Origin of the sequence: Halococcus sp. AFM35, from assembly GCF_051195015.1 — an archaeon.
GTDB lineage: Archaea > Halobacteriota > Halobacteria > Halobacteriales > Halococcaceae > Halococcus.
In genome coordinates this window covers 17,979-42,042 of record NZ_JBNTJU010000021.1, presented here as the reverse complement: position 1 = coordinate 42,042, position 24,064 = coordinate 17,979, and the positions used below count along the sequence as shown (strand labels likewise).

The 24,064-nt window shown below is 57.6% G+C and carries 17 protein-coding genes; 10 read left to right on the top strand and 7 right to left on the bottom strand.

The features are described 5' to 3' along the window. Positions 1-2: 2 nt before the first annotated feature. From ACQUQO_RS14125 to ACQUQO_RS14115, 3 genes are all read left to right on the top strand, one after another. Positions 3-4,721, top strand: coding sequence for a helix-hairpin-helix domain-containing protein (locus ACQUQO_RS14125; protein ID WP_435078711.1), 4,719 nt, complete (start codon positions 3-5; stop codon positions 4,719-4,721). Between the two features lie 418 nt (positions 4,722-5,139). Beyond that, positions 5,140-9,606, top strand: a complete 4,467-nt coding sequence (locus ACQUQO_RS14120) for a type IV secretory system conjugative DNA transfer family protein (RefSeq protein WP_435078709.1) — start codon at positions 5,140-5,142, stop codon at positions 9,604-9,606. Between the two features lie 247 nt (positions 9,607-9,853). Continuing rightward, positions 9,854-10,912, top strand: a complete 1,059-nt coding sequence (locus tag ACQUQO_RS14115; RefSeq protein WP_435078707.1) for a zinc-dependent alcohol dehydrogenase family protein — start codon at positions 9,854-9,856, stop codon at positions 10,910-10,912. A gap of 315 nt (positions 10,913-11,227) precedes the next feature. On the opposite strand, the gene ACQUQO_RS14110 is transcribed toward ACQUQO_RS14115, so the two are convergent. The 3 genes from ACQUQO_RS14110 to ACQUQO_RS14100 form a co-directional block, all read right to left on the bottom strand. After that, positions 11,228-11,884 carry a hypothetical protein gene (locus tag ACQUQO_RS14110; RefSeq protein WP_435078705.1) on the bottom strand — a complete coding sequence of 219 codons (657 nt, stop codon included), beginning with the start codon at positions 11,882-11,884 and terminating at the stop codon, positions 11,228-11,230. A gap of 1,778 nt (positions 11,885-13,662) precedes the next feature. Next, positions 13,663-14,664 (bottom strand): arsenic resistance protein, encoded by a 1,002-nt coding sequence (locus tag ACQUQO_RS14105; RefSeq protein WP_435078703.1) that lies wholly within the window; start codon positions 14,662-14,664, stop codon positions 13,663-13,665. 231 nt (positions 14,665-14,895) lie between these two features. Next, positions 14,896-15,294, bottom strand: coding sequence for a hypothetical protein (locus tag ACQUQO_RS14100; protein ID WP_435078701.1), 399 nt, complete (start codon positions 15,292-15,294; stop codon positions 14,896-14,898). 418 nt (positions 15,295-15,712) lie between these two features. On the opposite strand from ACQUQO_RS14100, the gene ACQUQO_RS14095 reads away from it, so the two are divergent. From ACQUQO_RS14095 to ACQUQO_RS14085, 3 genes are all read left to right on the top strand, one after another. After that, positions 15,713-16,201 carry an SWIM zinc finger family protein gene (locus ACQUQO_RS14095; RefSeq protein ID WP_435078699.1) on the top strand — a complete coding sequence of 163 codons (489 nt, stop codon included), beginning with the start codon at positions 15,713-15,715 and terminating at the stop codon, positions 16,199-16,201. Continuing rightward, a complete protein-coding gene (locus tag ACQUQO_RS14090) occupies positions 16,201-17,067 on the top strand; it encodes a hypothetical protein (RefSeq protein ID WP_435078697.1) in 867 nt (288 codons plus the stop codon). Before ACQUQO_RS14095 ends, ACQUQO_RS14090 begins: the two co-directional genes overlap by 1 nt. 343 nt (positions 17,068-17,410) lie before the next feature. Further along, complete coding sequence (locus ACQUQO_RS14085; protein WP_435078695.1) at positions 17,411-18,046, top strand: hypothetical protein; 636 nt, start codon at positions 17,411-17,413, stop codon at positions 18,044-18,046. A 69-nt stretch (positions 18,047-18,115) separates the two neighbouring features. Here the strand turns inward: ACQUQO_RS14085 and ACQUQO_RS14080 are convergent, their stop codons facing one another. Then, entirely contained in the window at positions 18,116-18,370 is a 255-nt protein-coding gene (locus ACQUQO_RS14080) for a hypothetical protein (RefSeq protein WP_435078693.1), read from the bottom strand. 323 nt (positions 18,371-18,693) lie between these two features. Between ACQUQO_RS14080 and ACQUQO_RS14075 the strand changes: the two genes are divergently transcribed. Continuing rightward, positions 18,694-19,362, top strand: a complete 669-nt coding sequence (locus ACQUQO_RS14075) for a hypothetical protein (protein WP_435078692.1) — start codon at positions 18,694-18,696, stop codon at positions 19,360-19,362. Positions 19,363-19,521: 159 nt separating this feature from the next. Here ACQUQO_RS14075 and ACQUQO_RS14070 read toward each other — a convergent pair whose 3' ends face one another. The 3 genes from ACQUQO_RS14070 to ACQUQO_RS14060 all read right to left on the bottom strand — a co-directional run bounded on the left by ACQUQO_RS14070 (position 19,522) and on the right by ACQUQO_RS14060 (position 20,346). Beyond that, positions 19,522-19,776 carry a type II toxin-antitoxin system HicA family toxin gene (locus tag ACQUQO_RS14070; protein WP_435078690.1) on the bottom strand — a complete coding sequence of 85 codons (255 nt, stop codon included), beginning with the start codon at positions 19,774-19,776 and terminating at the stop codon, positions 19,522-19,524. A 64-nt stretch (positions 19,777-19,840) separates the two neighbouring features. Continuing rightward, positions 19,841-20,098 carry a type II toxin-antitoxin system HicB family antitoxin gene (locus ACQUQO_RS14065; protein WP_435078688.1) on the bottom strand — a complete coding sequence of 86 codons (258 nt, stop codon included), beginning with the start codon at positions 20,096-20,098 and terminating at the stop codon, positions 19,841-19,843. After that, a complete protein-coding gene (locus ACQUQO_RS14060) occupies positions 20,095-20,346 on the bottom strand; it encodes a helix-turn-helix domain-containing protein (RefSeq protein WP_435078686.1) in 252 nt (83 codons plus the stop codon). Before ACQUQO_RS14060 ends, ACQUQO_RS14065 begins: the two co-directional genes overlap by 4 nt. 990 nt (positions 20,347-21,336) lie before the next feature. Between ACQUQO_RS14060 and ACQUQO_RS14055 the strand changes: the two genes are divergently transcribed. From ACQUQO_RS14055 to ACQUQO_RS14045, 3 genes are all read left to right on the top strand, one after another. Beyond that, entirely contained in the window at positions 21,337-22,440 is a 1,104-nt protein-coding gene (locus ACQUQO_RS14055; RefSeq protein WP_435078684.1) for a helix-turn-helix transcriptional regulator, read from the top strand. A gap of 79 nt (positions 22,441-22,519) precedes the next feature. Further along, positions 22,520-23,296, top strand: coding sequence for an acetoacetate decarboxylase family protein (locus ACQUQO_RS14050; protein WP_435078682.1), 777 nt, complete (start codon positions 22,520-22,522; stop codon positions 23,294-23,296). Positions 23,297-23,431: 135 nt separating this feature from the next. Beyond that, positions 23,432-23,761, top strand: coding sequence for a hypothetical protein (locus tag ACQUQO_RS14045; protein WP_435078680.1), 330 nt, complete (start codon positions 23,432-23,434; stop codon positions 23,759-23,761). The last annotated feature ends 303 nt before the right edge of the window (positions 23,762-24,064 follow it).

Sequence of the window (24,064 nt, the reverse complement as noted above, 5' to 3'; positions counted from 1 at the left end):
CAATGAGCAAAGCAGTTCAGAACTCAGACGAAGAAGATACGAACCGGAGTCCGGCACAGATCATTCCACAGCACGTTGATACCGCGATGAAGATCAACGGGTATCCGGTGAAGAAGTTCTTTATCGGGTTCCTTCCGGCGGTCCTCTGTGCGCTCGCAGGCGTTCTCACGGTGCTCATGAGCGGCCCGCTGCTGCTCGCGGGGGTGTTCGTGTTGGTGTTCGCGCCGGTAGCACTCGTTCTCGGCGGATGGATCGTCATTAAGTCGAACTGGCATACGCCACCGCGTGAGCGCTTGCGAAACTGGCGGCGCTACCGCCGACTCCGGCGGTCGATGCCGTGGAATCATTCCGAGACGGTCGCTCACGACCTCGCTGGCCTTGCAGAGATTTACGATGACGGGACGGCCCGGATGACTGATGATCGTGTCGTCGGGCTTGCTGACATCAGCGGGCGGGCGACCGACCGCATGACCGGCTTTGACGCGAACGAGATCGTGAATCAACTCGGTGGGCAGATCGACGAGACGATCAAGAATTTCGGCTTTCGCTTCTACACGACCACGCTGCATACGTCAGATACGGACGCGCTCACGAAATCGTATCACGAGGCTGCACGGAGTGAGCGCCTTGAGGGTCGTGTATGGACGTACGTGCGCGCGATCTGTCGGTCGCTCGCGCAGTGGCGGAGCACCACTGACGACCCCGCATGGGATGCACCCGAGCGTCGGCATTACATCGTCGTCGAGGCGACAGCTGACGATGCCCGTTCGCTACCCTCACCGTCGATACGCGCTCGGCTGAGTCCGTTCCGCTCGTCAGAGGACGTGACCGAGCGCCAGCGCCGTCGGGCTGCTAAACGCGAACTGCTCTCGCGGCTCTCGAAAGTCGAGGGGGCCATCAGTAATGTCGAGGGCCTATCGGCCGAGCGTATCTCGCCGGACGAGCACGCACAGGTACTCCTGGACTATTGGACCGGCGAGAATCACGCTCCCGACGACGAACTCGAACGCGCCTTCCGCCGTGAGCATACCGGACCGACTGTCTGGCCGCCTGCACGGACCCAGAGCACGCCGGACAGTGATATTCCCATGCCGGGGGCCGAGCGTGAGGATACTGCCGATGAGGTACAGAGCGACGACGGAGACCCAGACGAGGATCACGAGAATGGTGAAACCCTACGTGCTCCGGGCAATCGAAGCGCCCGCGAGCGCCTGTTTGGGCTGTTCGACGGGGTTGCCACCAGCGATGAAGCGAACAGTGCCGATGGCACGGGACTATCATCCGGGGACGAGATGCCAGCCCAGCGGTTGCTCGCGCCCGGTATCTACGACGTAACCCGTGATCATGTCCGCGTTGGCGACCAACTCTGTCGCACCTACTGGATTAGTGAGTGGCCGGACGAACCCGATTCGCTCTACTGGAAACCCATCTACACGCTGTTCGGCGCGGAACTCGATGGGGGCGACCTCAATCCCGAGACGGACATTCCGGTCGATCTGGATGTGTCTATCCACGTCGAACCGGAGGACCGGGACGCCGTGATGAAAGAACTCTCGAAGCAGTGGGGGTCAATCGGTGCAGAAGGCGTCCAGCGTTCCGAAGGCGGGGGTGATGTGACCGCTATCGGCGTCGATTCCGATCAGGACATCTACACCCAGATGTACGAACTGCTGCGAACGACGAACGTCCAGCCGTGGCGCGTCAGTGCCTACGTGACTGTCCGTGCCGGGCAGAAACAGGCCATCGAGCAGTTCGAAGACACGCTCCGTGACTATGCGTCACTGGATGCAGCGAAACAAGACGCACTCCGCGTGCGCTCTGAACAGATCACCGACATGCTCGAAGCCGCGCCAACGAACTGCTATCCCGTCATGGCCGGCGACCTCCACCATGCAGCGTTCGAGGCAGGATCGCCAACCGGTCGCAACACCTTCGCACAGATCGGCCGGCGCGATCTCAAAACCCAGTGGATGCTCGGCGACGGCGTGGCAGCCCTGTTTCCGCCGTGTTCCGATACCATCCAAGAGGAGGAGGGCATCGAGTGGGGCCGTAACGAGCAGGACGGACAGGTTATCAAAGCCAATCCGTTCGAGCGCGGTCTCGCACCACACATCATCACTATCGGGACCTCTCGATCAGGGAAGTCCTACTCGGCCCAGAAAGCGTGCCAGCGGTGGTATTCCGAAGGCGAAGACCGGACGCTCATCGTCCTCGATACACAGGGCGAGTTCGACGGGCTGACGAAGGCGTTGAATGGCAAGCACATCGTGCTCGGTGGACGGGATGCGGTCAACCCGTTCCATACGGAAGCGCCGCCGGAGCACGCCAGCCACACAGGCGGGCAGATGAGTCCGTTTACGATGAAGGCCGACAGCATTGTGCAGTTCATCAAGGCGCTCGTCCGTACACAGGGCTACGACCCGTCGATCTTCCACAACACGATTGAACAACTCGTGCGTCGGACGTTGATCGAGGCGGGAGCTGACCCGCGAGACCCCGCATCACTCGCCGATGCGGACGCGACCATGCGCGATTTCATCGAACTGTCCGAGAAAGTGATGGACGAGCCGAGTTCGCTTACGCTCGGCACTCACGACAAAGAACTCGGGAAGAAAGCCGACAAGATAGCCGAGTTGCGTGACGCGCTCGGTGGATTCATGGAGGGTCAGAAGTACGAGTATCTGCTCGATGAGGACGCCACCGGCCTCATGGACGACGACGTGGACATGGCCTACTTGGACCTTCGGCAGTTTCGGGATTCGAGTTCGGCAGAGAAGTCGGCCATGTTCCGGCTCATGCTGGATCAGGTGAATCAGAAAGTCAAACGCACGCCCGGTGAGACGATTTTCCTCATCGATGAGGCGCACTTCCTCTTGCATTCGGAGGAGATGGTGAACTGGTTGCAAAAAGCCGCCCGCGAGTGGGCGCGCTACGACGCTTGCTTGTGGTTTTGCTCGCAATCACCACGAGAATTCATCGCCCAGACGACGGGCGGCGCTGGCGAGAACAAACGTCGGACGATCTACGAGCAGTGTTCGACGGTGCAGTTCTTCCGCACGCGAGGTCTCGATAACGACGACGAGGCAGATGACATCCTGCCGAAGTTCGGCTTGAACGAGAAGCAGGTGAACCACGTCAAGAAGGGAATGCACCCCGGCAAGGAAGGCGATTACTCACAATCGCTCATCCAGTTTGACGACCGGCCTGAAAGCTGGTTCCCGCTTCATATCGAAGCATCGCCGGTTGAGGACGCCATCTGTACGTACACGCCGCGCGAGGATGGCGACTTCGCGGCGTACATGGAGGCACAGTGTGGTATCGAGCCGCCGGAGGAGAGTGGCTATACGCCGCCAGCCTCGGCTGTGCCGGTCGTTCCCGGCCCAGCAGAGCTTGATGAAGAATCATCACCGGCCGCTACAACCGCTCAGACGGCGACCGCAGACGGCGGGACGCTGACGGGGCCACCCGGCAATAGGAGTAGCGAGAACGGCACCGATGCCCGTCGAGCCGACAGCACAGACGCGGCTCATGACTTGCTCACCGTAGACCCGAGCACTCTCGGCGAGCGTTCCGGGACAAACGGCCATAGCGTAACCGGGGTCGAGCAGACAGAAACTCCAACGTATGACGACAACGCAAACGCAAACGACAACACCCAATCGCCCGATATCAACAGCGATACCGACGCTGGCACCTACGATGGATCGAATTGGGTGGACGATGCTTCCCTGTACGATGCACACGCTGAGCCTGAGAGAGAGGACGATGATGTGGCGTCCACGGAAACCACGCCGGCTGAAACACTCACCTCGACGCCCGATACTCCCGAAACAGCGGAGACGAGCACGGAGGCAGACACGAGGGCGGAACCAGATGCAGAGGCGGAGAGCGAGCAGGATACTGGTCTCGATGAAGCCGGGGAAGAGGAACCAACTGTAGAGGCTGAGCTTTCACCGGAGCACACATCCGAGACTGACGCCGGCTCAAGCGAGCCTCAGGAAGAGAGCGATACGGCTGCCGAAGGACTAGACGGGGAGACTGACGTGACCCGGCGAGGACTATTGGGTCGTTTCAAAGGCGGCATCACCTCTGCGTTCGGCCACCCGGCCGTCGGGAAAGGCCACCCTGACCTCACTGACATCGGTATCGTGGACGCGGAGAAAGCCACGGCACTCCGTGAGGCAGGCTTCGAGACAGTCACAGCGGTCTATACAGCTGAACCGTCCGCGCTCGCAGCGGTCGAAGGCATTGACGAGACGAATGCTGCCTATATTCGAGACGTGGCCGAGCAAGCGCTGGAGGCTTCGGAAGCGTCTGTGCCCACGTCCACAGATGGGGCTGCCGATGCTGGTGAGGCCCACACGGAGGACACTCACAGCCCCGAGGACGGCGAGAGCAGCGAGCAGTCGGTCGAGGAAGCACAGCCTTCGGATGCTTCCGACGGCGATGGGAGCGCCGATGCAGCCGAATCAGCGCCCGAGAGCACCGACAGCCAGCCCGTGCTCACGGACATCGAGCAGGTCGGTGGCGACCGAGCCGACGTGCTCCGCGAGGCGGGCTTCGGGAGCGTCGAGGACGTGGCCGCAGCCAGCCACTCCACGCTGACCGATGTCGAAGGTATCGGTGAGGCGCGGGCCGAGACAATCACCGAGAGCGTTACCAGCCTCCTCGACGAGTCGGCGGAATCCAACACGAGACCCGTAACAGCCGATCATGACTGAAAGCAATCGGCGGTTCACGACCGATAGCAGTTCGGCCGAACAGACCTTTGAACGAACCGCGAACGACGCGACCACGGGAGGTGACGAATAATGCAACTGTGTGCCTATTGTGGCGGAGAGGTTGGTGAGAGGCCCTATCGTCGCCATGACATTGCTGGTGTGTTCTGTAATCGAACGTGCGCTAACCGCTATCAGGAGCAACGGAAATGAAAAACACTCACGTGGCCGTTCGATCAGCAAACGCACGGTCTGCGGCGACTGTCCACGGCCGTGAGTCAGAGCGCCCCGAGTCGGTATGGACTCTCGCGCGGCGAGCAGTGCCGACGGGACCATGCTATACGCAAGACGAGGGCTGGAACCGGGCTTCGATATACGCTGTTCACTACGGGACTGAAGATGCTCGCATCTTCACACGACAATGAGCGATACTGATAGCAATATCGGCGATCCGAACAGCTACGCCGGAGGTGCCGATACTGGCGGTCTCGGCAAATCCTATTCGGCCGCGGACTACGCAGCCAGTGAAATCACACCCGACATGGCCGCAGAGTTCGCCCCACCGGACGACATAGAGCAGGCGATCTCCGTGCGCCCTCACCGCGATAACGGTGGTATCGAGGCGATGATCGAAGTTCTGGAATCGCTGCATACGGTCGAAACCACGAAGAAGGGCCTCCGCCGTCGCACGGTCAATGTCTCGCCAGCCCACGCGGCCGAGATACGGTACACGGCCGACGAGAACGGCGAGAGATCGCTGTCGCTTCAGTACGTTCCCGGCAGCCAGTCACTCGCCGGAACTTTCGAGGGACAGCTTCAGACGCGCTACGATGAATCGCTGTTCGACCGCACCGATCCGGAACTCTTGCCGGTCGAGCAAGTTACTGCTGCCGAAAAAGATGGGTCCGGTACTGCCGACGGTGCTTCAGTCTATATCTCAGGCGCGACACTCGCGCTTCGCAAATACACCCTCTTCCCGATCAAGAATATCTCACTGCCGGGCTTCCGCTCTGACCCGACCGGCGCGATCATGCAGGAAATGGTCGATTCACAGGATGATGTAGCGCCGGACGCGGATGTCGTCGTTCAAATCATGTTCCGCCCCGAAGACCGCGGGTGGCGACAAGGGGTTTCGGGCGGTCACGGGCTTACCGACGAGGACGATCCGAACATCACAGGGGAGCTGTCGCTTCAGGAACTCTCGTTCAACCTGCGACAGCCAACTATCAAGAAAGAGCGAATGACGTTCACCAAGGAGCGAGTCGAGTATCCCGCGTCGAAGGTGGACAAGAAAATCGCCAACCTGCTCGAAGAACAGCAGGGCGAGAAGGGCTGGCATCTGTGCTTGCGCGTGTTCGCGCTCTCGGAAGACCCCGAGGTAGCGAAACGGCGTGCATCCAAGACTGCCGGGATGTTCGAGAACTTCTACGAAGCCAATAGCGAACAGACGTTCGTTCCTCAGCCGATCAGTCAGCGCGATCTCCTTGGAGAGTACGCTGACGCGGCCGCACGGGAATTCGAGGAGACAGGCATCGTCAAAGCACAGGGAGAGGTCGCCGGTCTCGTGAACATCCCAGAGGCAGAGGATATTGCGACGAACAAGATGCGGTGGTCGCTAGCGAAACCCGGCGACGGTGTGCCGCCGAAAACCCCGCGCTTCCCGTTCGATGACTACGGAGTCGCCAGTGCGAGCGACCACCTCAAACAGACCACGATCTTCGACGCCAGCAGTCCGGGCGACCCATTCTATTTCGGCTGGGGAGCAAAGCACGGTACCGAGGCTGGCATCTTCTCGAAGTTCTTGGACGCTCACATGTTCATCGCCGGGCGCACTCGATATGGGAAAACCGTGCTCACCGAGCATTTCTGCTCACAGGTATTCGAGCGCGAGCAGGGCGCTCTCGTCATTGACCCGAAGGGCGATGACGCGGATGATTTCATTCGAGAATGGCCCGAGCACCGCGATGAAGAGGACCTGATCGTGATGGACCTTGGGCTGGGTCCTGACGATGAACCCTACGAGAACATCCCTCGGTTCAACTTCATGGAGATACCGCCGGGGTACGATCCTGACTCGCGGTTCGCGGCGACGATGATCGAAGCTCTCGCCGACGACATTGCTGCGATGGTCGCCCAGTCCGGTGGGTCCGAGAAATACCTCGGTGCGCTGATGAAGCGCGTAACCAAGACCGTATCGAGAGGGTTGCTGCGGTCCGGCCGTGGGGTGAGCCTGCTCGATCTGGCCTGTGCGTGCTCATCGCAGACCGGTCTCTCGGAGTTCAGTCGATGGATGGACGACGAGCGCATTACGTTCATTCGAGAGACCGCCAAGCGCTTCGAGGAGAAAGAGGACGCCGACCTCGAACCGCTCGCCGGCCGAATGGATGAATGGATTCACAACGACGCCATCCGCGACCTCATTTCCGCCCGTGATCCGTCGTTTTCGATTCACGAGGCCGTCGAGGAGGGGAAGGTCATCGTGCTTCGCTTCGCCAAAGGCGCAGGCGAGACCGAGCGCCGGTTGCTTACGACGGCGCTTATTCGGCGAACCTACGCCTCGAAGCGCGTCTGTGATAACGAAAGCCCGTTCTACCTCGTGTGCGACGAGTTCGATAAGATAGCCACCGAAGAATCCAACCTACACACGATTCTCTCGGAAGCGGGCGGGCACAACTATCGCTGCGTGATGGCCTGTCAGGCTCCGGGCAACCAACTCCCCGAACGACTGAAAAACGCCGTCGGCAACCAGTGTGATACGTTCCTGAGCTTCAATCCCGGCACGAAGAACGCTGATTACGTCGCCGAGCACCACTCGGTCGATGCCGAGACGCTTCGGGAAATGCCGCGATACAAATGCTATCTCCGTACCCACACCTCTACCGACGACAACACCCATTCGTATCTCGTCAACGCTTTCGAGCCGATTCAAGAAGTCCGTGAGAGCGCGACCGGCGAGACGGGCATGAGCGACGAGGAGGTCGAAGCGCTCAAAGTCCAGTCGATGGAGCGCTATGGCGAACCCATCGAGTCGGCAGAGGAACAGCAACAGTCATCGGCATTCTACTTGGAAGACGGCGAGCCAGTTTCCGAGGATGGAGAGGCACCAGAGCCGGCGGCGGCCGGACAGACACCAACACAGCGCCTCTATGAAGCGGCTCATACAATCCAGATTCGCCGCGATGCAGTCGGCGAGTCAGTTCCATACGAAGAGGTTGTTGCGGAGCTTCGCCGGATAGCGGACAGCAACCTCGGTTCGGATAACAAAGTCGCCAATCTGATCGAGGAAACGCCGGATACAGAACTCGAAAAGGGCAAGCGAGAGGGCGAGCGCGTCCTGACGTTGACCACCGAAGGGTTGCGGAACGCAGGTCTCACACAGGATACAGGCTCCGCCGAGAACGGTGGGGGATTCGACCACCGACTAGTCCTTGCGAAAGCGAAGGCTGCGTTCGTCAAGCTCGGCTATGCGGCGTGGTTACCGACGCAGGATAGCAACGAGGCTGCCGACGGGATGGCCGATCTCCCGGTTGATCCAATGGCGACGAACGACCCGACCGAGCGCCGCAAGCGCGAACAGCGGTTGAAGAACGAATTTCCACACGTCTGGGAGTTCGCTGGCGAATACAACGTCTCGATTGAAGCAGAGACGAGTACGATGGACGCGCCCGAACAGACGCTTACCAACCTACGGAAAGCGATCAACTCCGGGCGATTCTGCGTATTCGCGCTGAAAGACGAGATGTTCGGCGATCCAGAGCAGTTCGACCATTGGCGCGAGCGCGGTGAGAAGATCATCTACGATACCTACCGCGAAGGTGGCGAGGTGAAAATCGACTACGATACGCTGACGTTTGCGAACGAGACTGACGAGAACGGCAACCGACTGTTCTACAACGAGAAAAAGCGCCACCTCAAAATCGAAGAGGGCGTGTACGCGCTCCGGCCCGTCCGCGAGGAAGGCAGCACCCAAATCCGATGGGAAGAAGAGTACGGCGAGGTCGTCCTGCGGGATACAGGTGTGAAGGAAGACCGCGAAGAGATCGCGCCACCACAGGAGTACATGCGCTTCGACAGTCCCGAGGCAGTAGCGGACGTGGAGCGCGAGGATACAGCAGCGTACTACGAGTACGACCAGAGCAAGGGCGTCTATGTCGTTCGTACCAAGGATGGAGGCCGTGAAGAGTACGAGACGAGAGGGGCAATGAAACAGAATTGGCGGCGTATCTATGCACCGTTCATCCCGGAAAATGAGTATCGGCGTATCCCTACGCCGGATGATTTCTGCTTTGTCGTATTCCCCGACGCCGACAACCCCGAATATGACGAGCCACAGATTGCAGCGAAAGGTGAGTTTGAGCCGCTGTTGCCCAACGAGATCACGTTGCCGGAGACACCGGAAGAGTTAGCCGAAGAGAGCGAGGGTGAAGACGATGATACAGAAGGCGGTGGTGAAACCGGGAGCGGAGGAGAAAGCGAGACCGAGGATGGGAGCGGTATAGAGGAAGTGCAACCACAGCAGCCTGAGTTGATTGAAGCGGTCGCAAGTGAGATAGCAGCTAAAGGCGTGCCGGAAGCACAAGCGATCGAGCAGACTCGGCAGGTGCTTACCGCAGTTGACCCGACACAGCTCACCGAGGAACAAGCACTGACGATGGTTACACCATTATTCGACCGCGACCTGTCGGACCCGGCTGAAAGCGGAACGGAGTCATCGACCAACGTGAGTGAAACCGCTGTTCCTCAGAAGCCGACGGAGGCAGAGAGACCGCCTGATGGCCGCAACGAAACGCAACCCGAAGGCGAAGTCGAGACTGAAACCGAGGCCGAAAACCCTTCCAAAGAAGACGATCCGACTACGAATTTCCGAGAGAAGTTCAAGCAACGATAACCTCCGTATGTTCTATAGTGATTAGCACTGATTTCAGAGTTCTCACATCGGAGATTGTTGTCTTGTTGAAATCGACGTGCGAGATATAGAGGATGTATTCAGCAAATGCAATCGTCTCTCCTCTTCTTGAATTAGCTGTATGTGCAGATAACACCCTCAACAGACTGCGGGTTCTTGGTTCCGTTCCTTAGCCGAACAGGATGGTTGCAAACAGAGCTACTAACCACGTTCACCTCGCATGGCCGATATGCGAGCCGCGGTACTCAAGTCCTATGGTGAACCGCTCGAACTCCAGAACATTCCTGAACCCAACGTCGCCGACCATGGCGTCGTCGTTGACGTCGAAGCATGTGGTATCTGTCGGAGCGACTGGCACGCGTGGCAAGGCCACGGCGAGTGGGCCAATGATCAGGTTCCGTTGGGCCAGATTCTCGGGCACGAGCCGGCCGGTCACATCGTCGACGTCGGAGCCGATGTGACTGCACTCGACGTTGGTGATCGAGTTGCGGTCCCATTCAATCTTGGCGACGGGACGTGCCACCAGTGCCGGAACGGGCATGGTAACGTCTGTATAGACGGCTACGCTCTCGGTTTCGAGGAGACTGTCCCGGGAGCGTTCGCCGAACAGATTCACGTACCACACGCCACGTTCAATCTCACTCGGCTCCCCGACGAGGTTGCCATGGATGCGGCGGCGGCTCTCGGATGTCGGTACGTAACGGCGTTTCACGCGCTCGCCCATCGAGTCTCGCTCACTGGCGGCGAGTGGGTTGCGGTGCACGGCTGTGGTGGACTCGGTCTCGCGGCCGTCCAGATCGCGTCCGCGCTCGGCGCAGGGGTGGTCGCCGTCGACGTTCGGGACGCTCCGCTGTCGATGGCAGACGACGTCGGTGCGGATGCGACGGTTCGTGCTGACGAGGAGTCGGTCCCCGACGCAATCGACGACGTGACCGATGGCGGCGCTCACGTCTCGATCGACGCTCTCGGACGGGCGGAGACATGTCGCAACAGCCTAGCCAGTCTTCGGGCTCGCGGAACGCATGTCCAGCTTGGATTGACGACGGACGCCGAGCGTGGCGAGTTGGCGCTCCCGATCGACCAGGTGACCCGCTGGGACATCTCGTTCCTCGGGTCGCGGGGGATGCCGCCCTCGCGATACGATGAGTTGCTTCGGCTAGTGCAGTCCGGGCGAGTTGATCCGGGAGCACTCGTCACCAACCACGTGGCACTGTCGGACGTGTCAAATCGGCTCACCGCGATGACGGAGTACGAAACACATGGCATCGAAGTCGTTACCGAGTTCTGACGGAGAGCGTTCGTTCCGGCTGCAGTCGTGAGTGGGGTGTTGGTGAGATCAGTGTTGTATTGCTAACAGTCGGTCGGCGTAATTAGGTAGTTCTAGCATATCATCGGCCAGCGTCAGTCGTTCGATAGCTTCGAAAATGAAGAAGCAGTTAATGAAGAAAGGCGCAATTGAGGATGCTGCAAGATACGCGCTGTGTATCTCGCACGCTGGATCTCCCAACTGCTGGGAAGGATTCGCGGAAAATTATGAGTTGCTCTGAGACCCTCTATAGAACGCATGCGACAACCTCTTGTCAGATAGAACAAGTTATTGCTGCTAATCGTGGTCGCCTGTCTCTGCTAATAGCGTATGAACCTCCTTTCGTATCTGCTCGACGGAGCGCCGCTGGTCGGTATCAGTACCCGAGCGAAACTGGTCTGTCTCAATTTCAAAGACTGATTCAAAAATCGCGTCATAGGCAGTCATTGCAGTGAAAAGCACCTCCATGTCGTCTTCAAGAGCTTCGAGTTGAGCACCAAGCTCATCGAAGCGATCCTGAAACTGTTCGCTTGCAATATCTTCTTTCGAAGCATCCGACTCGGCTTCGGCGATCTCGTCAAGGCGGTTTCCCAATGCGTTGACGTTGGATTCGAGTTGTTCCATCCGGTCTGTGACCGAGACAGTCCCCGGATCGCTCTGTCGTGCCGAGATCTGATTAGCAAGTTCTTGGCCGTCCTGTGTGAGCGTGATGACCTTCGCTGGTGTTCCGCCGTCCGCTGAGTCAGGGTGCATCACGTCGACCAGTCCCGTTGGTTCCAGCTTGTTGTTGATTCGATAATTCAACGAACTGTAACTGTCGATACCTGTGAGTGAACGAATCTCGCCAGTATCAGCCGTTCCACCATTGTCAGCGATGGCCCAGAGAATCGCCTGTGATTTCCAGTCGAGTTCTGTTTCTGTCTCTGCTGTCTCTTCTGGGTCGAAGGCGCTCATAGAACATATCATTTCCCCGCGCATATAAATGTGGCAGTGCTTATTATCACTGCTTTTCTATCACTAATACACTATCAGTGCTAATTGCCAGTGGTGATAGTAGTGATTATGAGTGCTGAAAACCGCACCGTCCACAAAACCCCCGGTACTGGGGGGAGAACAGACATCGACAATAGCCGGGGCTATAGACAGACCGACCCCCCAGTAGAGCATATCAGCGACCAGAGAGAAAGGCAGCAGCGCCGAGGATTCAGCGAGGCATAGCACTGCCGGGATTCAGGCTACTCCAGAGCAGGCTGAGAGTCAAGCCGCGTTCACTACCACTGGGATTCAGACCAGCAAAGCAACACTGGGATTCAGTCAGTCAGTTAGAGACCCATCGTGATTCAGGGGAGCGAAACATCATCGAGGACACAACCTCAGTGAGATACACCACCGGGATTCAGGTCTGCGACCAGCATCAGCAGGATTCAGAATAGCAGCATCGTCGAGGATTCAATCTCCGGTGAGAAGCACTACTGAAATTCAAGCCAGCGACAACAGACCACAGGATTCAGCTCGCATCAATAGAGTCCTGGATTTCGGGCCAGCGAAGCAACCAGTGAGGGTCAGCCAGTCAGAGCGATAGCGAAGATTCAGGATTCACCATAGAACACTGCCGAGGATTCAGGCTAGCTCTGAGAGCCTACAGATCACTGCTGAGAGACAGCAAGCAACAGGAGGTCCCTTCCCGCGACAGCGACAGCACCACAACAGCGAGCAGTACAGCGCCAGCTACAGCAAGCTGGGGGTCAGGCCGACTACCAGCGGTCAGCACTGGGAAACCGCTAGGCGACAGGCCGGGGGTCCAGCGGCGATAGAAAGCGCATCACCGGGGTCAGTCCAGCAGCATCAGCAAGCCGGGGTCAGTTAGTTCTCAGCGACAGTCCGGGGGTCAGGTGAGCAGTAGCACCGCGGGAGAGCACCGTGTCAGCAGCAGCGGCAGCACAGCGCCAGCTACAGCAGGACTGAATCCCGAGTAAGTGGGTCAGTCTCTACTCACTACCATCGACAGCACAGCTTCACTACCAGCACTCAGCACCGCTTTCACTACCAGCTTTCAACACAGTGTTCACTACCAGTGACAGTACCGCTTCACTACCAACACTCAGCAACAGCTGTGGGGATTCACCAGCGTGGTGCAGGGCACTTCCAGGAGGGTGAGTGAGAGCAAGCCCGAATCCCGAGCGAGCGCGACAGCGAGACAGCAGGAAAGCAGGAAAGCGGTGGCAGCAGGGCCGAATCCCCAGCAGGGCGATACCAGCGATGGCCCATCAGCGCCGTCCTGCGATAGCAAGAGACACCGCGAGAGCAACAACAAGCCTGAATCCCAGGTCTTCGATCCACATCTGAATCCCCGAGTAAGCGAGCAGCGGGCAAGCAGTCCAGAGCAGGTGACTACAAGCTCGACCCCCAAGTGTAACAGCAGCGGCGATAGTGGCACACCGCTTCATCTGACCCCGGCCAAGCTACGCGCAGGACAACGACAGCGGAGCACCGCGACAGCGGTGCGGGACGGCCACAGCGCACCTCCCAATTCCCGACCGGCGTTGGATCAACGGCCAAGATGCCTATGAGGACCACCGGAGCAATCCATCGTTTTGCGCGAGTTCTCTCCAGCAATTGCGAGATTCGGTTTGCGTGATATAGAGCGCGTATCTTGCATATCGCCCGCGCTCATTAGCGTGATCTGATGTGCAAACCCAGGATGGCGCTCTTCTCGACGCGCAACCCGTACGTTACGGTGTTGTTTGCGTGCTCGCTGTTGTTGGCTTAGATGCTGGTATGAGCCATGACGGAACGACTCGGGTAAGGAGAACCATTCCAACCAATTCCACGAGTGTCTGCGTTACGACAACCGCTGAAGCGAGCTCGTATCCAGACGGCAACGCAAGCGCCAGCGGCAGAATAACCAGCGAGTTTCGAGTAACGGATGTGAACACCAGAGCGCGGCTTTCGCCTACATCCATCTGGAAGAGGCTGGCTGCCAACCGTCCGAGCAGTGGCATCACAACGAGAAACGCTATATAGACGGGAATAACCGCCGCGATCTGCCCAATCGAACTTTCAACACGCGGGAGTTGGGACGCAATAACCACGAACAGCGTCGCACTCATCATCGGGGCTGGCAACCACCCCATTGCGTCCTTCCACCGCTTTCCAGTCTCAGAACGCTCTGCACCAATCTCAGTGAGCCATGCGAGCGTCAGCGGAAGCGCGATGATGAGAACAAACGCTTCAATGAAGGGTCCCGCCTGAATGAACTCTGCTACCCGTTCTCCCACGAACACCCACAGATACCCCGGAAGGAGCAGTAATTGGATGAGTAGCAGCACCGGCGTCGCAGCAGTAATCTGTTCCGAATCGCCATCCGCAAGCTCCGTGAAAGAAATCACGTAGTCAATGCACGGGGTTAGCAATACCATGAATGCCCCGACGAGAATGCCCGGATTCTGCGGGAGAAATCGAGTGAGAACGAAGACGACAACCGGGACTACGAGGAAGTTCATCCCGAGCGCCGCCAGCATAAATCGGCCGTTCGTGAACGCGCGACGAAGTTTGACGAATGGAATTTCGAGGAACGTTACGTACAGAAGCACTGCTAAGACTGGATTGATAAACTGTTCCAGCGTAGAGCTCAGTCCTGGCTGAGCAAAACTCACGGTAACTGCAAGAAGCACACCGATTGCGTAGACGAGTATCTGATTCTGCTGGATCCAGTCCTTTGTGACCTGTACCATTGTAGAGTGTTATGACGCTGGAGTGCCTTAGGCAGACAGCTTCCCCCACTCCTCGGGCTGAATTCGCACGCACTACCTCTCAAGAACGTTGACCAACAATCCCTTGCTCGATAAGAGGCAGGAGATAGCGACAGAAGTTCGGTGCGAGATGCATCCTCTGTCTCTCGTACGCTGTATCTCCCAACTGCTGGGAAGGATTCGCACAAAATTATGAACTGCTCTAAAATCCATCTAGCTTTCCATGCCAGCCGGGTGTTTGTCGCCGTCCTCGTAGACAGTATCACCGACCGTGATCGCCTCCCCAAGCTCGGTGCTCAAACGCTTGAGGGCCATGTCGGCATCCTCTATTTCATCGCCATCAGCGCTCTCCTCGCTGTTCTCATCCGGGATATACCACAACACGGTTCGCCCGCCCGTATCGCGCTTTTCGACCTTGCGCTCATATCGCAACTCTTGGAGTTTGTTCCGCGCGGTCAGCGTCGAGCAGCCGAGCGCATCAGAGATATCCGACGCGATGCCCACCTGTTTCGGCAACGACGCCAAGATGTCGTAGACCTCTTCGGTTGAATACATCTCCGCGTACTCTCCCTGTTCGTTCCACTCGCGCTCGCGCTGGTCTTGGTCCGCCATACTCACCAGTACGAAACCGACCGGCTTAGTAGTAACGAGTTAGCCAAAGGTGAAACAAAAAAGGAAAAGCTAATAGTGACCATTATATCTTATCCGATAAAATAAACGATCACTTGTGGATTAGGTTTCGAGAAGCGATAAGCGGGCCAATTGCTGTTTTCAGCAGCGGGAATAGCACGCGATTATGACAAACTCAACTCCGCTACAGAGCACCACAACCGACTCACCGCTTTGTCTGGCCAAAGAGTATCAAAACCGAGAGACTACGGTAAGATACTGATAGAATAAAAGAAAAGCTTTAAGTTATTGTGTCCATTAATATAGGGTAGAGACAGACCGGCCCCTCGGGGCGCTTTCGAGCTGGAAGGAAGTGCCCGCGCGCTAGTACGCGCGGGCTGGTCTGTTTCAGCCACAGACCATGAGCACGAACGAATTCAACGGTCAAGAATCCGGCGAATCGGCCGACGAACGACGCGGCAGTGAAGCGGTCGCCAAGCGCGTCCACCGAGCGCTCGATAGCTTCTACCACGTCGAAGCAGCCAGCGACGGCGGCGAATATACGGTCTTCAGCGGGTCGGGCAACACCTACACGGTCAATCTGCCAGCCGGGACGTGTACGTGCCCGGACGGCCAGCGCGGCGCGTGGTGCAAGCACGCCCACCGCGCCGCGTTCGTGACCGGCGAAATCCCCGCCATCGACGGCGTTCACGTCGCAGCCGACAACGACCCCGACATCGAAGCCGACGGCGAGGACACCGACGATAAATCCGACGCCGACAGCGAGACGCTGGCCGAGCGTGTCGAACGCTTCGAGGCGAACAACCCCGGCGCGTCGGCTATCGAGGTCATCGGACAGCTAGGCATCGACCCCAGCCAGAAAGAACAAGTCGAGGAGGTGCTGGCATAATGTCCGACAGCCCGACCATCACCCAGCAGTATTCGTTTGCAGTCGGCGAGGACGGCGACACCGACGGTATTGAACCCAGCGAGGAAAGCGTCGAGACCTCGCTGGAAGCGTTTGGAGCGTCGGTGGACCACCGCGAGCGCGACACCCGCATCGAACAGCCCGAAGCAACGAGTTTCGGCGTGGACGACCGCAAGACCGTGACGCGCACCGACGTCGGCGAGCAGCACGCGCTCTTTGCCGGCACTGACGACGACCAGCAGACCCTTACGGGCGAGCGCGCCGCCAGTCAATGCCTGTTCGGGAGCGACAGCACCGAAGGCGGCGACGCGGCCAACGAGGACGACGGCGACGGTCCCGACACCGTCACCACCGCGAGCGACGAGGCTACGCGAGCGGTCGCCGACGGCGGACGCGTCGAGAACGATGGCGACAGCACCGACGAGGACGGCGACGACGATAGCAACGACACGGATTCCATGTTCGACCCTGACGAGGAGACCGTCACCGAGGCGTGGGAAGGAGCGTATATCTCCGCGAGTTGGGGCTATAATCAAACGAACGTCGAACTCGCCCAAATCATCGAAGTCAGCGATAGCGGGAAGACCGTCCTCGCTCGGTTCGTTACGGCCGAGCGCGTCGGCCACGGACGCACGAGCGAGCAGCTACGCCCGACCGCCGAACAGTACGGTGACGAATTTCGGTTGCACGTCCGGGACGGCATCGACGGCAACCCACGCTTTAGGGGGAGCTATCCACTCGGTAACGACGGCAACATGAACGGACCCACGCGGCGAGAGTCGTTCTACCCGTGGAGCAACGACCCCGAGAACTCGATACGACAGACCGCAACCAACCACGGTCACTAGCCTGCCAAACGGCCGAATCAACCCCGCTGACGGCCATATTTCCCCGGCGCGTGAACGACGAGAAGCGGCCAGTTTGCCATCTCAGCGGAGCCGCGCATACACCATTATGACAAACCCATCTTTCCTCCGCCGCACAGCGCCGCAACCAGCACGCCAGACCCGTCGCAAACATCGAAATCGCTAGACAGCGATAAGATGTTGGTAGAATAAAGGAAAAAGTTTAAGGTACTAAAGCCGTTACTATGGAATAGAGACAGACCGGTCCCTCGGGGCACTTTCGAGCTGGAAGGAAGTGCCCGCGCGCTGGAGACGCGCAGGCTGGTTTGTCTTTCCCCGACAAACCATGAGCACGAACGAATTCAACGGTCAAGAACGTACCGACAGCGAACCAACCAAAGCCGAACTGCGCGCTAACTGGGAAGGCTTCGAATTTCGGGTTCCCGCCGAGGGACGAGTTCGCGTCGAAAACGTCAGCTACGGCGCTGACTCGGACGAACACGTCTATGTCGTGAGCGTCGAGACCGGCATTCCCTTCGATTGCACGTGCCCTGCATGGGAGTACCACAATCCCGAAGGTGGCTGTAAGCACATGCAGGCCGTCGAAAATCAGCCTGCCGTCACCCACGCCGCGAACACCGCGACGACCAACCAGCAGGTTGCCACCGATGGTGGAACTCAACCGGCCGTTCCCACCGACGCAACTGACATCGATGACACTCGGCCACAGACCGACCATTGGGGTCAGCCGGTCGCACACTTCGATGATGAACCCGTCGGCGCGGGCGAAAAATCCGAGTGCCAGTCCTGCGGTGAGCGCTTCGAGATAGCGATGATAGCCGCGACCGCCGAGAACAACCCCAACTGGGAGGAGTTCTACGAGTGCCAGAGCTGTGGCGCGACGGGTTCGTTCCGGTTTTACAACGAGAGCGAAGCAGACCAGCGGCAATGGACCGGACGCATCGCCTACCCGGACGACTAACGCCAATGCAATGCGCGATTTGCGGCACGAACGGCGCTGAATACGACGACCCGGTTGCACCCCGCTCGGCTACGCGCGGACTGTGCGGTATCTGTCGGCAGCGCGAGGGCGCGCGCTAACCACCCAGTCGGCCGGTTTCGGACCCACCATACAACAGACCACGCTCACCGACGACCAGACGACCACCGACGAACCCACGATCACGGCCACGAGCGCGAGCACGACCGCCCGCGAATCTTCGACGAACGCGAGGACGATGCTCGCACCCCGGAATAGCGCGGCGGCGACGCTGCTGTCAGTAGTGTCTCGCCGCAGCAAGTACATTCTTCGCCTCAATACGTGGGAGCGAGAATTGAGTGGGGCAGATTCTTTCCACACAAAGCTTATTACAAATAGCTTGGAAGCACTAGTTGGAGCACCTTCCCGCTCCGTGAAAATCGGGGACCAGATTGGCCCGCTGCGTGGCATCACCGCTGTGGGAGGAATCTCCCCGAACCGTCTCTCACAGGCCAGTTGCATAAGTCAACTGGCCAACCCTCCTATCACCTGTTCGACAGCAAGACCGCAGAGAGAAGTTCAAGCAAGAGATTCGTCGGTGGGAGGGCCAGAAGGGTTATTCGCAGAGACAACTGGATATCTACCCACGCATGGATCACGCTCCGTTCGATATCGGCGAACCGGTCGTTGACCGCGACCAAGGTGACGATCCCAATACAGCGATCATCGTCAACTGTCCGCCCAAAACCGCCGACGAGTGGACTGCCTACCGCGATACCACTGTCGCCGAAGACAATCCCGACTATCCAGAGGATGCGCCCGTTGCCGTCGCAGTCTATCGGAACGAACTCGCCGAATTTGACCCCGACTGGGACGAGCGCGACACGCCATTCTCACTCAGCGATCTCAACGAAGCCGGTATCTCGCACTACTCGTTTCCTGCACCACGGCTCAACAGCATCGAGCAGTCTGAGACTGACGGCGAGCAAGAAGCCCGAAGCGACGAACGCACATCGGAAGAATCCTCTCTCGATGACGACGATGAGGAAACAGCGAGTATAGACGAGGGACCCGCTATTGACGACGACAGCGAAAGCGACTCCCAGACCGAATCCGAACCCAAAACCGAACCGTCGCCCACTCTCGTCACACTCAAAGAAACGCTCGCAGAGCGTGGGGTGAGTGCTGAAATCGACACGGATGGAGAAACCGTCACCGCCGAGAAACTCGGCGTTACCTACCGCGTTAAGCCCAAAGGAGTCATCGACGGCAATGGCCCTCACCGCGAGCAGATCGAACGGATCGCTAGCGAGATCTAGCCTGTGAGCAAGCAGTAGTGAGTCAGCGCGGATAAGCCACCAAAGTACCTGACGCGGAATCTGAGACCTCTGCTGACGGACCTCTGCTCATCTGTAAGGAGTACTACGACGAGCGAAGTACTAACTCCGAATCCTCATGATTGCGTTGGAGGTTGTCGATCATCGGTTGCGATCAATCCATCGGCAGAACTCATCGAAGTCGTTCATCCCGGCATCCTCGGCAATGTTGCGGAGAGTGCCGGTCTGAACGTGATCATGAAGCGGGACGCTTACCGTCCGGTCATCGGTCTCGTGGTCCGGCGGCGCGGTCCACTTCATGATGGCATGGTCGCCGGTCGTCCGAACCCATGCGAAGTTCCCCGCGTTTCCGAGCACTTTCACGATCTCCATGCCAGAGAAATCGCGCGTTACCATTCGTTTCCCGCTGTAGAGAGCGACAGGAATAGCGATGGGCGAGAGCGCGCGTGTGCGGGTGTGCTCATTCGAGAGCGTTGGGAAGGTCGCCCTCACCCTCGCTCCGACGACGGTTTTCCTCGGGGTCGATGCCCGCCTCTCGAAGCTCGTCGTCGGTCGGTGACCGGCCGCCGTCATCCTCAACGGCTTCGACGACGGCGTCGAGGCTTTCGAGAGCGCCCTCGCGGGTCTCATCCTCCGTGGTAAGTCCGTACTCGTCGTCGTGAGCTATCCACCATCCGTCTTCCTGAGTGAGCGTGATTCGGCGCTGTTCGGTACTCATGCTACCATCTCCTCGTCGAGCATCCATACTAGCGACGCGCCCACTTTTTTGCTTCGCACCTTTCCCTCGTTCTCTAGACGACGGAGGCGATAGTCGGCGTTCTGTCGGGCGAAACCCACCGAGTCAGCGACTTCGCTTGTCGCTGCTGGTTCATTCTCGCGCACCGCGTCAAGGATGTCCTGCTCATCGTACTTCGCGGCGAACCGTCCAGTGCTGTCCCGCGCGTCGTACGGCGTGTCTCCGCTCATGTCACTCTATCAGCGAGAGAGCTACTTAGCCCTTTGCCATGCGACATACCGATAGATTTAACACCCTATGCTGTATAGCACAGGGTAGAGACAGACCAGTCCTCTTGGGCGTTCTCAACGGAGAGAATGCCCGCGTGTTAGCGCACGCGGGCTGGCTGTCTTGTGAACGGGTCAACAGCCATGCGCACTACAAGCTTAAGCGGTCAAAACCGTGTCGCACCGACAGCGAAAGCATCCTCGACTGATAGTGGCGGTGGGCAGCGATGAGCGACGAGTTCTGCCCGAACTGCGGATCGGGCTTCTACGGTTACTTCGCCCGGCATCACAGCAAGTACTGTCCTCAGTGTGGACGGGGAGGCAGCCGATGAGCGTCGAAGCGCACCATACGACCGCCGTTCCTGTCGAACGTGCAGTTACCGGAAGCGCCATTAGCGACGGCGAACGCACGTTCTGTGGACGCTGTGGACGATCAATCGGCGAGGGGTCGCCGGTGAGTATCTATGCGTACTCAATGTCCGACGAGCACGATATTACAGTCGCACGAATCAACTGCAGCGATTGTGCGCCCGGTATTATCGCTCACCCGACGCTCGGTGGAACCGAGTGGCTGGTGCGCGGTACTCTCGCACTACGAAGTGATGTTGCATATCAATCGCATCAGCTCGTGTTCGTGCTCAATGAGGGTGTCGTTAGTATATCGCCGCCAACTGATGGTTCGGGCGTTGTATAGAGAGTAGCACTGATAGTCATAGTTCGTATATCGTAGGTTGACGTCTTGTTGAAATCGGTGTGCGAGATAGAGAGCATATATGCGAGCCGATCCGGAAGTCTCGTCGCTCGATAAAGCCCGTCGCCCCAAGTATGACACCGAGAAGATCGAGCACATCGAGCACTCGCAGTTACCTCACGCACCAAGGAATATAGTTGTACATATGGAATAAACTCTATCTCCTTCGCCAAGAATTTATTTGTAGCCATGCTGCTTCTCATATGATTCCCGGCACTACGAATGAACCTAAACGAATAGAAGCTTGGGAGACTCTTTCATATCTCACTCAAGGAAATCCCCTTCTGATTCTCATTTCTCTTCGACAGAACCCAGTACAAAATAAGACCAATTTGACAAAGAGAATCGAAAAAGAGATCGACCCATCCACGGTAGCAGAAATCATCAACGAGCAACAAAAGAGAGCGTTGATACGAGACCGGCCTAGTCCAGCCAAAAACCAATACGAAACAACGCTATTTGGAAATCTTGTCTTAGAAGCCTACAGTAACTTGCTCTCCAAGGTCGGATGGAAAGCTATCAAATACATCTCAAAATCACAAACAACTCTCACTATATTAAAATATCTTGATAGCAACCTTTCGACGTTGTCCGATCTCACGGAGGATGGTTCAATTTGTGCTAGCCGCTCAACAATTAGCAACCATCTCTCTAATCTCGAAGAACTAGGATGGGTCAACCGCAAGCCGCCCTATGAATGTTCATCTGCTGGCTCCACCATTATAGATGCGTATAGTGAGTATGCCAATCACATCGAACGGTTGACTGAAAGACGGCCATTTCTACGGCACTTCGATATGCCTGACCTACCACTCGAAGCAATCCCCGGAACAGAAATGACTGCGGCGAGCGTAGGTGATAGCGACGCACCAACACAAGCTTTCGTCGATACTATCGAGGGGGATTTCAATCATATTCGAGGAGCTACGCCAACTATCAACAAACAGTACGTACGAGAGTTCCGTCCGCTACTGGGATCAGACTGCCGAGTTGAGTTAATTGGCGATAGGAGTGTCTTGAGCGAGGCCAATACCACCTATATGTCAGCCTTTGCTAAAGGATTGGTCACACCAACGACAACCTTGCTCGTGTCGGATGAACCAATTACGGTCGGCATAGCAATCTTCGATCACGAAACTGTCTGGCTCGGTGCTTATGGCAAGTCCCGACGAGATCGTGCTGTTCTTACTGGTTCAAACAATGCACTCTTCAAATGGGCATCAGATGCTTACGAGGAAATATGTGAAAATGCCACTCCTTCATCTAAAGTTATCACTAAATCTGTGGCGGATATGCTAAAACCGTGAACCAGTACAATAACCGAAGGGCCGTTCGCAGTCCGCATCGACCAACAGCTCAGATAGGCCTTACCAAGAATAATAACCAATGACACCAATCACCCCTGACGAATATTCAGTAGGAAACAATAATTCAGACACGGTCTCGCTCTCAAACGGAACAACAGTCACTCTACCAATCAAGTATCGGAAGTGGACAATGGCAACAGCCGCATTTCCAGCCCCAATCAGTCAATTACGCGATCTGCTTCCGAGCCAGCTATCGCCTCTACGTTTACTGCCACGGAAAGGTGGAGTAGTGTTGTTCAGTGCCGAATATCAGGATGCTGGTTCGCTCGATGCGTACAACGAGGTCGGCATCATGATTCCAGCGCTTCACGAGACTGACCCCGGCCAGTGGGGAATGTCGCCACTATCACTTCTCAGACTCGGCCGCTCCTACGTCAAAGCCTATGTCCAGTATCTACCTGTTACTACCGAGGAAGCACGGTCTCTCGGCGAAATATGGGGCTATCCAAAAGAGGTTGCAGAAGTCAATATTGAAGATGACGACCGAACCCGTCGTGTATCGGTTCACTCAGACGGCAAGCACGTCCTTACCTTCGAGGTTGACCATGCTCGGACGAGACAGCAGTCAGTTGACCTCTATCCATACACCGGGCAGCAGGGTGCTGTACGAGCACGTATCGAAACACAAGGTGAGTATGCAATTCGACCATTCAGCAACCGTGCGTCGTACACACTTGGCGACCATCCCCAAGCAAACATCCTTCGCTCACTCGACATGGGGGAACGTCCTCTAAGCCGAGTCTACGCGACAAACCTCAAAAGCCGATTCCATTCTGGACAACACCTCGAACACTAATCTATGGCTTCATGCCCCAGATCCCAACGATCGAGGGGAATGTCATCCAATCTACCCGAAATCCAACGACCTCCAAACGTTTGTCGAAGGTAATTATACCAGTCTTCCTCCCCGAAGAAGCGGTGAGATCACCAGATGGATGGGTTATCACTTCTTAGAGGTGTCCGTAGCAGCGATGAACTCCTCCGGTTCGGCGTCAGGATCATGGAGAAATCGCTCGCCCAGTTCAGTGAGCTTGTAATAGCCCCGAGCCTCGTCAGGAAAGGGTTGATTAACAAGTCCATGCTCAGAGAGTTCGTTTCGCAGTCTCCTAGAAATCTGGCGTTTAGAAGGGGTACTATCGCCGTATCTACTCCGCAAATTGAGCCAAATCACCGCAGGGGTGACAATGATACCCCCATCGGCCAGTATTTCGAGGATGTATCGGTCAGTCTGAGTCATCCACGGGACCACGGGGGGCATTGACCCTCAGTACAAGCAGCTAGCGGTTTAAGATCGGTGAAGCGCACGGTTAGAGGCGTCTTTTGAGCCATTCATGTCGTCATATGGGGAAACGATTATAGGCATTGCGTTCAGAACGGGATATTGTCAGAGGCAATCGGATGCAGAAAACCGCACTCTATCGACGCAAGCGATGTCAGCAAGCGGCGAGCAGCAGGTGCGGGACGGACGCTCGGCTCACGAGCGTATCGTGTCAGCGCGGGAATCAACGTCGCAACCTGAGTGACTGGAGCTCACTCGGTATCGGCACCCGCGCTGACTGTCTCT